The sequence below is a fragment of the Janthinobacterium sp. UMAB-60 genome, assembly GCF_900095235.1.
GTDB lineage: Bacteria > Pseudomonadota > Gammaproteobacteria > Burkholderiales > Burkholderiaceae_D > Janthinobacterium.
This window is the reverse complement of the sequence record NZ_LT607482.1, coordinates 606,766-617,828: the sequence shown is the minus strand read 5'-3', so window position 1 is coordinate 617,828 and position 11,063 is coordinate 606,766. Positions and strand designations below refer to the sequence as shown.

The following is an 11,063-nucleotide window of genomic DNA, read 5'->3' as shown; positions in this document are numbered from 1 at the left end:
GCGGCAAGTCGCCGCGACCGAAGACGCGCTCGGCCCGTTCGCCGCGCCCGCCCCTGCCACCGGGGCCGCCATGGCCCATGCCGTCGCCGCGCTCGTCGAAGCCGCGTGGGCCACGGCCGTGCATGAAGTGTTCAGGGTTGTGTTCGTGGCGATGCTCGCCGTGATGGTGGTGGTGATGTTGGCCGCAATGGCCGTGTTCTGCGTGGTGTGAGTTTCTCATGTTTTCCCTTTAAAGATATATCGTTAGTAGATATCGCTAGTTTATAACGATATATCGATAAGTCAAGGGGAAATTTGTTATGCTCGTCTTTTCCCAATCGACACGCCCATGCCATGCCTGAAAAAACCGTTGCTGAAAAGATGTACGTGAAAAATGCCAAGGTCCTGGCCGTGCTCAATGACGGTGGCGAACACGGGGAATTGCTGGCGCAGTTGCCGCCAGAGCGGCGGGTCAGTGAAGGGGAAAGCGCCGACTGGATCCTGCTGTTCGCGCGCAGCCGCGCGGAACTGGAGCAGTACCTGCCGACGGCGCGGGCGCGCCTGGCGCCCGGCGGCGCGGTCTGGGTGGCGTACCGCAAGGGTGGCATAAAAGCGGGCAGCGACATCCACCGCGACGATATCCGCAGTTTTGCGCCAACAATAGGACTCGACAGCGTGGCGATGATCGCCATCGATAGTGAGTGGTCGGCGCTGCGCCTGAAGCAGGTTTGAGGACTGTCTAAGCGATGCCGTGCAGCGCCAGCGCCCATTCGACGTGCTCGCGCACGATGGTCGACGGGTGCGCGCGGCGCGACAGCAGGGCCGCGACGATGTCGGCCTGACCCTTGGCCTTGGCGGCCGCGTTGCCCATGCCGACGGCCAGGTTGCGCAGCCAGCGTTCGTGGCCGATGCGGCGAATGGCGCTGCCTTCCATGCGGCGGTTGAACTCCTCTTCCGTCCAGGCGAACAGCTCCACCATGCCGGCGCGGCCCAGGCTGTGGCGCTCGTCGAAGTCGGGCACGACGGCGCGCTGGGCGAACTTGTTCCACGGGCAGACGGTCTGGCAATCGTCGCAGCCGTACACCTTGTTGCCGATCAGGGGGCGCATCTCGACGGGAATCGCGCCTTTCAGCTCAATCGTCAGGTAGGAGATGCAGCGGCGCGCATCGAGCTGGTACGGCCCCAGGATCGCTTGCGTCGGGCACACCGTGATGCACGCCGAGCACTGGCCGCAGCGCGGGGTCTCCGGCGGATCGACGGGCAGCGGCACGTCGATGAGGATCTCGCCGAGAAAAAAGAAGGAACCGCCCTGGCGGTTGATCAGCAAGGTGTGCTTGCCGCGCCAGCCCAGCCCTCCCTTTTGCGCCAGCTCGACTTCCATCACGGGCGCCGAGTCGCTGAAGACGCGGTAGCCGAAATCGCCGATCTCGCCCTTGATGCGCTCGGCCAGCTGCTGCAGGCGCGAACGCATGACCTTGTGATAGTCGCGGCCCCGCGCATACACGGAAATGACGGCCGCCGACGGATCGGCGTCGCGCGCCGCCTCGTGCGTGCGCCAGTCGGGCCCCAGCGCAGGCGGCAAATAATTCATGCGCGCGCTGATGGCGCGCACCGTGCCCGGCACCAGTTCGGCCGGGCGCGCGCGCTTCATGCCGTGGCTGGCCATGTAATCCATTTCGCCGTGATACCCTGCAGCTAGCCACGCTTGCAAGGGCGCTTCCATGTGCGACAGGTCCACGTCGGCGATGCGCACCTCGGCAAAACCCAGCTCGCGCCCCCATTCTTTAATGGTGCGCGCCAGGACGGCGAGATCGGTGACGGTGGAGGACATAGGGAACTTTACGGAAAACGGCAGGCGCGCGGGCGGTTACAATGACAGCAGCCTCCATTTTATGCGATACCGAAGATCATGACCGAACACTTCAAAGCCCACCTCCACGACGAAGCCGGCACCGCCGCGCTGGGCGCCGCGCTGGCGCGCGCACTGGCGCCCGGCCTGGCGATCTATCTGCACGGCGACCTGGGGGCCGGCAAGACAGCCCTCACGCGCGCGCTGCTGCACGCGGCCGGCCATGCGGGCCATGTGAAAAGCCCCACCTATACCTTGTCCGAACCGTACACGGTGCAACTCGATGGCCAGAGCGTCAACGTCATCCACTTCGACCTGTACCGCATGGGCAGTGCCGAGGAATTTCTCGATGCCGGTTTTCGCGAAGACTTCGACGGGCGCAATATCTGCATCGTCGAATGGCCCGAGAAAGCCGACCCGGTGCTGCCACCGGCCGACCTGAATATTTATTTGAACGTTGCGGGTACAGGACGTGATGTAGAATTGCAAGCGTCTTCTGAATTGGGTCTGTCATGCCTTCACCGTCTCAAATTCGCCCCGAACCTTTGATTTCCTCGCCCATCACCCGGCGCACGGTACTCAAGGCCGGCGGCACCCTGCTGTTGTCCGTGTTCGCGCCCATGTCGGCGATGGCGGCGCAAATTCTCGCCGTGCGCGTCTGGCCGGCCGAGGACTACACGCGCGTCACCCTGGAAAACGACAGCATCCTCAAGGCGACCCACTTCATCGTCAAGGACCCGGAACGGCTGGTGGTCGACATCGAAGGACTCGAGCTCAATCCCACCTTGAAGGGCCTGGTGGCGAAGATCCAGTCGAACGACCCGTACATCAAGCAGGTGCGCGTGGGCCAGAACCGGCCCAACGTGGTGCGCCTGGTGTTCGACCTGAAAGAAGAAGTCACGCCGCAGCTGTTTACCCTGCCGCCGGCCGGCTCCTACAACCACCGCCTGATCTTCGACCTGTATCCCGTGCACGAGCCGGACCTGATCGCGCAGATGATCGAAAAGGGCGACTGGTCGAGCGATCCCGCCAAGCCCTTGATGTCCGACACGCATACGCCGCCGCCCGCGCTGCCCCTGCCCGACAGCGGCAAGCCGCCCGTGGCCGTCGCGCCGCCGGTGGCGTCCATCGTGCCGCCCGTGCCCGATATCCGCCCGGAACAGCGCCCCGAAGCGCGCCCGCTGCCGGGCCAGAAAGTGGTGCGCATGATTACCATCGCGCTCGATCCCGGCCACGGCGGCGAAGATCCGGGCGCCATGGGCAGCCGCGGCAGCCGCGAAAAAGACGTGGTGCTGGCCATTGCCAAGCGCCTCAAGACCAAGCTGGAACTGCAACCGAACATGCGCGTCATGCTCACGCGCGACGCCGATTTCTTCGTCCCGCTGGGCATGCGCGTGGAAAAGGCGCGCAAGGTGCAGGCCGACCTGTTCGTCTCCATCCACGCCGATGCGTTCATCCAGCCGACGGCGCGCGGCTCGTCCGTCTTCGTGCTGTCCGAAAAGGGTGCCACCTCGACGGCCGCGCGCTGGCTGGCCAACAAGGAAAACCAGGCCGACCTGATCGGCGGCGTGAACGTGAAAAACCACGACAAGCAACTGGCCAGCGTGCTGCTCGATCTGTCGACGACGGCGCAGATCAATGACAGCATGAAGCTGGGCAAGGCCGTGCTGCGCGAAATCGGCGGCATCAACCGCCTGCACAAGGGCTCCGTCGAGCAGGCCGGCTTCGCCGTGCTGAAAGCGCCCGACATCCCGTCCATCCTGATCGAGACAGCCTTCATCTCGAATCCGGAAGAAGAAGCCAAGCTGACCGACAATGGCTACCAGGACCAGATGGCCGACGCCATCGTCACGGGCATCAAGAATTACTTCGCCAAGAATCCGCCGCTGGCGAAAAGCCGTCTGACCTGACAGGGACATCCGCATGAACAAGAGTACTTTTGGCCAATTGCCGGCCGTGACCATCCGCGCCGCTGATGGCGCGCAGGCCACCGTCACCCTGTACGGCGGCCACCTGGTCGCGTGGCAGACCAGCGATGGCCAGGAGCGCCTGTTCTGCAGCCGCGATTCCGCGCTCGACGGCAGCCGCGCCATCCGTGGCGGCGTACCCGTGATCTTCCCCCAGTTCGGCGCACGCGGCACGGGCATGCGCCACGGCTTTGCGCGCGTGGCGACCTGGCAGCTGGAATCGACGGGCGACGCCGATGGCGCCGCATGGGCGCAATTCATCCTGCATCACACGGACCTGCCGGACGCCATCGCCACCACCTGGCCCTGGGCCTTCACCCTGCGCCTGCGCGTGGCCGTCAAGGCGCAGTCGCTGGAGTTGAACCTGTCCGTGCACAACACGGGCGAGCAGGCGTTTCCGTTCTCGGCCGCCCTGCACAGCTATTTTGCGATCGATCAATTGAGCGAAGCGCGCATCAAAGGCCTGCAGCGCGTGCGCTATTCGGACGAGACGCCGCAAGATGCCTTGCAGGCGGAAGAGGAGCTGCAATTTTCGGACAAGCTGGACCGCATCTATTACCAGCTGCCGGGCGCCTTGCACCTGCAGTCTGGCAGCCACACCTTGCGCCTGGAGCAGCAGGGTTTTACGGATGCCGTCGTGTGGAACCCCGGCGCGCAAGACGCGGCCGCCCTGCCCGACCTGGCCGACGACGAATACCAGCGCTTCATTTGCATCGAACCTGCGCTGATCCAGCCCGATACGCTGGCCGCCGGCGCCGCATGGAGCGGCCGCCAGCGCCTGGAATTCGTTTAATTCGATTCCTTGATGATGCGTCCATTACCGGCTTGCACCGGACGCGCATTGAGCGGATACAAACGGCTGAACAACGCCATCTGCGCCGGCGACGCCTGCACCGGCTGCTTCATCACCAGCCACAGCACGCCCTCGCTGCACGGCGGCGAAGTCAGCGACCCCATATACGTGTAGTAATCGCGCCGCGCCGGCAGCATCTCGGCCGGATCGAGCAGGATGGTCGGTTGCATGGTCTCGAATTTTTCCAGCGGCAGGTTATTCCACACCGTCTGGATGGTCGCTTGCGGCGCACCGCGTTCCAGCAGCAGGGCCAGCACGGCCAGCCGGCCTTCCGCATCGCGGTGCACCAGGTGCACCACCATCTCGAATGCCTTGCCATTGATGCGCTCTTCGGACGGGCGGTGGAAATGGAATTGCTGCAGCTCGAACATGCGGTTCTGCACCGTGATGTAATTGCCGCCACTCACGCCCACCTGCACCGTGTGGCCATTGTCGACCACATTGAACGATGACGGGTGGTAGTCAAAGCTGATCTGCTCGAGTTCCACTTTCATGCCATCGCGGATATCGATCGGCGACTGGCGGCTGCCATTGCCACACTTGGCCCAATCGACATTGATCTTGCTCCAGTTGGCCGGGCCGCTCTCGCCCTCGTACGACCAGTGCGTGCCGCGCGCCACGAGAGGTGGTGGCGGTGGCGCGGCCTTCACCACCGCGGCGCGCTTGGCGCGGGCGGCGGCGCGGGCCGCCTGGGTGGCGCGCATTTCCGCCAGGCGCACCGCGATACGTTCGGACAGGTCGACTTCAGCCGCTTCTTCCTTCTCGCGCGCCGTGGGCGCGACGACGACAGGCGCCTTGACCTCCTTGCCCTTGACCTCCTTGCCCTCCTTCCCCTTCACCGATTCGGTCAGGGTTTTCATGGCGGCCGCGCGCGCCGACGCCGACATGGGCGCGGATGCGCTGGCGCTCGCCGCAGCGGGGGCATCTTTGGCGCTTGCCATGGCCGTCATCGCGGCAAGGCTGCAAGCTAACAGGGCGCTCAAATGTCGCATGGAAATCCAGAAAGTGAGAATACCCTCTGGTTTACGGCTGGTAAGCAAGAAAACTTGAATCAGCGGGGGAGTAAAACAGAAATGCGGAGAAGAAAGTTAATCCAGGGCCAGCTGCGGACGGCGCCGCAGCGTGCTTGCCCTGGATCGACGCAGCGTCAGGCCGACTTGCCGACCATGCGCTTGTAGAGTTTCCACATGCCGCCCAGTACCACCGGCACCACGGCGGCGCCGACACCGATCAGCACGATCAAGGTCAGGTGGTCGCGGATCCACGGGATATTGCCGAAGAAGTAGCCCGCCGTCACCAGACCGACCACCCATAACAGGGCGCCCGTCACGTTGTACATCTGGAAGCGCGCATGCGTCATGTCGGAAATGCCGGCCACGAAGGGGGCGAAGGTGCGCACCACCGGCACGAAACGGGCCAGGATGATGGTCTTGCCGCCATGCTTTTCAAAGAATTCATGCGTGCGGCGCATGGCATCCTTGTTGATCCAGCGGTAATCATGGGTAAACACCCTTTGCCCGATGGCCTCGCCTATCCAGTAATTGAGCGTGTTGCCCGTCACGGCAGCCGTCACCAGCAAGGCAATCAGCAAGCCCAGGTGCATCTGTCCCGTCGCACAAAACGCGCCGGCGATAAACAACAAGGTATCCCCAGGGAAGAAGAACAGCACCACGAGGCCTGTCTCGCAAAAAATAATGGCAAACAGCACTGCATACACGAGGGTACCGTACTGCTCGATCAAGAGACCCAGCGTCTTGTCGACATGCACGATCATGTCGAGGAATTGCACAAAATCCATATATTTTTCCCTAAAGGTAGCGGCGGAATCATACACCACCCGGCCAGCGCAACGGCAGTCCCCGGCCCGATATTTCAGGATTAATTATGTGCCGCCCTTGCGCGCGTGGCAATTTAAGTAAAGGTTAAGGAAACGCCGCAGTGGCGGGCCACTCTCAGGATTACGATATGCAATGTTTTTCCAACGAAATATTGCCATTCCGGTATACACTTTCTGACCGGTGCAATCCGCGCCGACCAGGAGAGAATATGTATTTGCATTCACTGAGCGGCCTGACCCTGGCCACCGTGCTGGGCCTTGCCCAGCTGTCCGCCCACGCGGCGCCTGTCCAGATCAAGGCGCCCGCCGAACTGGCCCCCAAGGCGACCTTGGCCGACGTGATCAAGGCCTCCAAGCCGTCCGACTGGCGTGCGCTGGATCCGGACAACACCCTGTACATGGACATTCCCTCAGGCCGCGTGGTGATCGAACTGGCGCCCGACTTCGCGCCGAAGCACGTGGCCAATATCAAGGCCCTGGTGGCCGAACAGTATTACGACGGCCTGGCCATCACGCGCGCGCAGGACAACTGGGTGGCGCAGTGGGGCGATCCGAACGAGAAAAATCCCAAGCCCATCCAGCATGCCCGGCGCACCCTGCCCGGCGAATTCACGGTCCCTTTGACAAACATCAAGAGCTTCACGCGCCTGCCGGACGTCGATGGCTATGCGCCGCAAGTCGGCCATTCGAACGGCTTCCCGTCCGCGCGCGATCCGAAAACCGGCACGGCCTGGCTCACGCATTGCTATGCCACCGTCGGCGTGGGCCGCGACAGCGCCAGCGACAGCGGCGGCGGCACCGAGCTGTACGCCGTCATCGGCCAGTCGCCGCGCCACCTGGACCGCGACATCACGGTCGTCGGCCGGGTCGTCGCCGGCATGCCATTGCTGTCGACCCTGCCACGCGGCACGGCTCCCATGGGTTTTTATGACAGCCCCGAGAAAAACGTGCCGATCAAGGCCATCCGCCTGGCCGCCAGCGTGCCACCCGAGCAACGCGCGAACCTGGAAGTGATGCGCACCGACAGCGCCGCCTACCAGGCCGTGCTGGAAGCCCAGCGCCACCGCGGCGGCCCGTGGAGCAAGGTCACGGCCGGCCACGTCGACCTGTGCAATGCGCCGATACCGGTGCGGGAGGTGGGGAAATAAAACGCCCCGAAGGGCAAATTCCGGGGTCGTACCCTGAGGGTACGACCCCAGTCTTCGTTTTGTGTTTAAGGCATCAGCACAGCAGCGCCTCCCCTTGCGAACCCGTTATAATCAGGGCATGAACGCTCCCATCACGCCCCACCGCCCGATCCAGGCCCTGCCTGACCAGTTGATTTCGCAAATCGCCGCCGGCGAGGTGGTCGAGCGGCCGTCGGCCGTGGTCAAGGAGCTGCTGGAAAACGCGCTCGATTCGGGCGCCACGCAGATCACCGTGCGGCTGGAAGAAGGGGGCGTGAAACGCATCGCCATCACCGACAATGGTCGCGGCATCGATAAAGATCAGCTGCCGCTGGCGCTGGCGCGCCACGCCACCTCGAAGATCGCGTCATTAAGCGACCTGGAAAACGTGGGCACCCTGGGCTTCCGCGGCGAGGCGCTGGCGTCCATCGCCTCGGTGGCGGCCGTCACGCTGACGTCGCGCACGGCGGACGCCGCCCATGCGTGGGAAATCGTCGGCTCACACAATGGCAGCGTCTCGCCGTCGTCGGGCGCGCACGGCACCACGGTCGACGTGCAAGACCTGTATTTCAACACGCCCGCGCGGCGCAAATTCCTCAAATCCGAGCAGACAGAGTACGGCCACTGCGCCGAAGTCGTGCGCCGTATCGCCCTGGCGCGGCCGGACGTGTCGTTCTCGCTGTCGCACAACGGCCGCACCATCGACCAGTGGAATATCAGCGAACTGGCCAAGCGCAGCGCCCACATCCTCGGCAATGACTTCGCCGAGGCGCGCCTGGCTCTGGACGAGTCAGCCGGCACCCTGCGCATTCACGGCTTTGCCGGCTTGCCGACGGCCTCCAAGGCGCGCGCCGATGGCCAGTTCTTTTATGTCAACGGCCGCTTCGTGCGCGACAAGCTGCTCGTGCACGCCGTGCGCATGGCGTATCAAGACGTGCTGCACGGCGACCGCTTCCCGTCCTACGTGCTGGCGCTCGACCTCGACCCGGCACTGGTCGACGTCAACGTGCACCCGTCGAAGATCGAAGTGCGCTTCCGCGACAGCCGCTCCGTGCACCAGTTCGTCTTTCATGCGGTGCAGCGCGCGCTGGCGCAAACCTCGGCCACGGCGTTTGGCAGCGTGCCTGCACCGCTGCCGGCCGCCTCCACCCTGAGTGGCGACAGCGGCTCGGGCACGGGCAGCCCAGGCATCTGGCGCCGCGAGCAGACGCAAACCTCGTTCGGCGCGCAATTCACGAATACCTTTGCACCGGCCTCGCCCGGCGCGGCCCGCCCCTTCTTTGCCGACGCGCCCGGCGTGGGGCAAGACACGGCGGCCTACGGCGCCCTGTTCGGCGGCGGCGGCGCCAGTTCTCCGGTCACGCAGGTGGAGCCGTACATCGCCTCGGCTGAAGCGATGGCGCGCGAAGAATATCCGCTGGGCTTTGCCCTGGCCCAGCTGCATGGCATCTACATCCTGGCGCAAAACACCAAGGGCCTGGTGCTGGTCGACATGCACGCCGCGCACGAGCGCATCCTGTACGAACAGCTGAAAAACGCGCTGCAGGCGCAGGTCTCGGGCCAGGACATGCAGGTGCAATCCTTGCTGATCCCCGTGACGTTTTATGCCGATGCCATCGAGGTGTCGACGGCAAATGAAAACCAGGACACCTTGAAAGCGCTGGGCTTCGACATCGCCGCCCTGTCGCCTACCACCCTGGCCGTACGCTCCGTGCCGACCCTGCTGAAAAACGCCGACGCGCAAACCCTGGCGCGCGACGTGCTGCGCGACGTGCGCGAATATGGCGGCTCGCGCGTGCTGATCGAGCGCCAGAACGAATTGCTGGGCACCCTGGCCTGCCACACGGCCGTGCGCGCCAACCGCATTCTGTCGGTGCAGGAAATGAACGCCCTGCTGCGCCAGATGGAGAGCACCGAACGCGCCGACCAGTGCAACCATGGCCGGCCGACCTGGGTGCAGGTCGAGATCAACGCGCTCGATAAACTGTTCCTGCGCGGCCAGTAAACGGTAGGTCGGATTAGCGCAGCGTAATCCGACACTGCAGCGGCGTCATCACGTCGGCTTACGCTTGCGCTAAGCCGACCTACGCACCACCTTACAAGAGTCAACATGCAAAACACCCCCCACCTCCCCCTGGCCGTCGCCATCATGGGCCCCACGGCCAGCGGCAAGACGGCCAGTGCGCTGGCCATCGCGCAAGCCATTCCGTCCGAGATCATCTCCGTCGATTCTGCCCTCGTCTACCGGGGCATGGATATCGGCACGGCCAAGCCGTCGCAAGAAGAACTGGCCCAGGTACCGCATCATCTGATCGACATCATCGATCCGCTCGATGCGTATTCCGTGGCGCAGTTCCGCAACGATACGCTGCGCCTGGTGAGCGAGATCACGGCACGCGGCAAGCTGCCGCTGCTGGTCGGCGGCACCATGCTGTACTTCAAGGGCCTGGCCGATGGCCTCGACGATTTGCCCGGCGCCGATCCCGTGCTGCGCGCCCAACTGGAAGAAGACGCGGCCGCCATCGGCTGGCCCGCCATGCATGCGCGCCTGGCGCAGCAAGACCCCATCACGGCCGCGCGCCTGGCGCCGCAGGACGCGCAGCGCATCGGCCGCGCGCTGGAAATCATCGCCCTGTCCGGGCAGCCCATGTCGGCCCTGCTGGACCGGCGCGAAAAGACCGTGCTGCCGTTCCGGCTGCAATCGTTCGCGCTGGAACCGTCGGACCGCGCCGTGCTGCATGCGCGCATCGCCACGCGTTTCGACCTCATGCTGAAGAACGACGCCCTGCTCGACGAAGTGGAGCAGCTGCGCCGGCGCGGTGACCTGCATCCGGGCCTGCCCTCGATGCGCTGCGTGGGCTACCGCCAGGCCTGGGAATACCTCGATGGCCGCATCGACCGCGCCACCTTGCGCGAGACGGGCATCATCGCCACGCGCCAGCTGGCCAAGCGGCAGCTCACCTGGTTACGCTCGATGCCGGAGCGCAGCGTCATCGATTGCCTGGGCGCTGATCCGGCCAGCGCCATGCTGGCGCAAATCGTCCCTTTGCTGACATAAGCGTCGCCACACAACAACTGGCCAAGCGCTAGGCTCGACTTTGGTTACACTCGATGCCGGAGCGCAGCGTCATCGATTGCCTGGGACGTGACCCGGCCGCGGCCATGCTGGCGCAGATCCAAGCGTTGCTGAAATAGTCACGTCAACAATCCACGACGAAAAAACCGCACATTTTTTTGCGCCAGCATTGACAAGGAAATGCGAAGACTGGATAATGCTCGGCTGTTGGGTGATATAGCTCAGTTGGTTAGAGCACAGCATTCATAATGCTGGGGTCGGTGGTTCAAGTCCACCTATCACCACCAAAGAACATCGATCAGGTTTCGCCTGGTCAAAACCAGCATCCGGTCTGAC

General features: G+C 64.1%; 11 protein-coding genes and 1 tRNA gene. 9 read left to right on the top strand and 3 right to left on the bottom strand.

Translation table 11 applies throughout. The features are described 5' to 3' along the window. Both K0F86_RS02800 and K0F86_RS02795 read left to right on the top strand, forming a co-directional pair. A partial coding sequence (locus tag K0F86_RS02800) for a hypothetical protein (protein WP_219132816.1) occupies positions 1 to 211 on the top strand: 211 nt, incomplete at its 5' end. A gap of 122 nt (positions 212 to 333) precedes the next feature. Then, positions 334 to 711 (top strand): DUF3052 family protein, encoded by a 378-nt coding sequence (locus K0F86_RS02795; RefSeq protein WP_219132815.1) that lies wholly within the window; start codon positions 334 to 336, stop codon positions 709 to 711. Between the two features lie 7 nt (positions 712 to 718). Here the strand turns inward: K0F86_RS02795 and queG are convergent, their stop codons facing one another. Further along, complete coding sequence (gene queG / locus K0F86_RS02790; protein ID WP_219132814.1) at positions 719 to 1,810, bottom strand: tRNA epoxyqueuosine(34) reductase QueG; 1,092 nt, start codon at positions 1,808 to 1,810, stop codon at positions 719 to 721. Between the two features lie 78 nt (positions 1,811 to 1,888). On the opposite strand from queG, the gene tsaE reads away from it, so the two are divergent. From tsaE to K0F86_RS02775, 3 genes are read left to right on the top strand one after another with little or no spacing between them, the layout of a single operon-like run. Further along, positions 1,889 to 2,377, top strand: coding sequence for a tRNA (adenosine(37)-N6)-threonylcarbamoyltransferase complex ATPase subunit type 1 TsaE (gene tsaE / locus K0F86_RS02785; protein WP_219132813.1), 489 nt, complete (start codon positions 1,889 to 1,891; stop codon positions 2,375 to 2,377). Further along, the gene (locus K0F86_RS02780; RefSeq protein ID WP_141170659.1) at positions 2,341 to 3,738 is read left to right on the top strand and encodes an N-acetylmuramoyl-L-alanine amidase; all 1,398 of its coding nucleotides are present in this window, start codon (positions 2,341 to 2,343) and stop codon (positions 3,736 to 3,738) included. Before tsaE ends, K0F86_RS02780 begins: the two co-directional genes overlap by 37 nt. A 13-nt stretch (positions 3,739 to 3,751) precedes the next feature. After that, positions 3,752 to 4,588: a D-hexose-6-phosphate mutarotase gene (locus K0F86_RS02775; RefSeq protein WP_219132812.1), complete on the top strand. Its 837-nt coding sequence runs from the start codon at positions 3,752 to 3,754 to the stop codon at positions 4,586 to 4,588. On the opposite strand, the gene K0F86_RS02770 is transcribed toward K0F86_RS02775, so the two are convergent. Together K0F86_RS02770 and K0F86_RS02765 are read right to left on the bottom strand one after the other, a co-directional pair. Beyond that, positions 4,585 to 5,589 (bottom strand): carbonic anhydrase, encoded by a 1,005-nt coding sequence (locus K0F86_RS02770; protein WP_374197254.1) that lies wholly within the window; start codon positions 5,587 to 5,589, stop codon positions 4,585 to 4,587. The genes K0F86_RS02775 and K0F86_RS02770 overlap by 4 nt on opposite strands. A gap of 206 nt (positions 5,590 to 5,795) precedes the next feature. Then, entirely contained in the window at positions 5,796 to 6,446 is a 651-nt protein-coding gene (locus K0F86_RS02765) for a VTT domain-containing protein (protein WP_071075583.1), read from the bottom strand. Positions 6,447 to 6,694: 248 nt separating this feature from the next. Here K0F86_RS02765 and K0F86_RS02760 point away from each other — a divergent pair, with 248 nt between their 5' ends. The 4 genes from K0F86_RS02760 (at position 6,695) to K0F86_RS02745 (ending at position 11,014) form a co-directional block, all read left to right on the top strand. Beyond that, positions 6,695 to 7,633, top strand: a complete 939-nt coding sequence (locus K0F86_RS02760) for a peptidylprolyl isomerase (protein WP_219132810.1) — start codon at positions 6,695 to 6,697, stop codon at positions 7,631 to 7,633. A gap of 118 nt (positions 7,634 to 7,751) precedes the next feature. Continuing rightward, positions 7,752 to 9,656 (top strand): DNA mismatch repair endonuclease MutL, encoded by a 1,905-nt coding sequence (mutL, locus tag K0F86_RS02755; protein ID WP_219132809.1) that lies wholly within the window; start codon positions 7,752 to 7,754, stop codon positions 9,654 to 9,656. A gap of 105 nt (positions 9,657 to 9,761) precedes the next feature. Then, complete coding sequence (gene miaA, locus K0F86_RS02750) at positions 9,762 to 10,709, top strand: tRNA (adenosine(37)-N6)-dimethylallyltransferase MiaA (protein ID WP_219132808.1); 948 nt, start codon at positions 9,762 to 9,764, stop codon at positions 10,707 to 10,709. Positions 10,710 to 10,937: 228 nt separating this feature from the next. After that, a tRNA-Met gene (locus tag K0F86_RS02745) sits at positions 10,938 to 11,014 on the top strand. Positions 11,015 to 11,063: the final 49 nt, after the last annotated feature.

Excerpts from the sequence above, each read along its gene's own strand:
- K0F86_RS02795 (WP_219132815.1), top strand. The coding sequence starts at position 334 with ATGCCTGAAAAAACCGTTGCTGAAAAGATGTACGTGAAAAATGCCAAG.
- queG (WP_219132814.1), bottom strand. The coding sequence starts at position 1,810 with ATGTCCTCCACCGTCACCGATCTCGCCGTCCTGGCGCGCACCATTAAA.
- tsaE (WP_219132813.1), top strand. The coding sequence starts at position 1,889 with ATGACCGAACACTTCAAAGCCCACCTCCACGACGAAGCCGGCACCGCC.
- K0F86_RS02780 (WP_141170659.1), top strand. The coding sequence starts at position 2,341 with ATGCCTTCACCGTCTCAAATTCGCCCCGAACCTTTGATTTCCTCGCCC.
- K0F86_RS02775 (WP_219132812.1), top strand. The coding sequence starts at position 3,752 with ATGAACAAGAGTACTTTTGGCCAATTGCCGGCCGTGACCATCCGCGCC.
- K0F86_RS02770 (WP_374197254.1), bottom strand. The coding sequence starts at position 5,589 with ATGGCAAGCGCCAAAGATGCCCCCGCTGCGGCGAGCGCCAGCGCATCC.
- K0F86_RS02765 (WP_071075583.1), bottom strand. The coding sequence starts at position 6,446 with ATGGATTTTGTGCAATTCCTCGACATGATCGTGCATGTCGACAAGACG.
- K0F86_RS02760 (WP_219132810.1), top strand. The coding sequence starts at position 6,695 with ATGTATTTGCATTCACTGAGCGGCCTGACCCTGGCCACCGTGCTGGGC.
- mutL (WP_219132809.1), top strand. The coding sequence starts at position 7,752 with ATGAACGCTCCCATCACGCCCCACCGCCCGATCCAGGCCCTGCCTGAC.
- miaA (WP_219132808.1), top strand. The coding sequence starts at position 9,762 with ATGCAAAACACCCCCCACCTCCCCCTGGCCGTCGCCATCATGGGCCCC.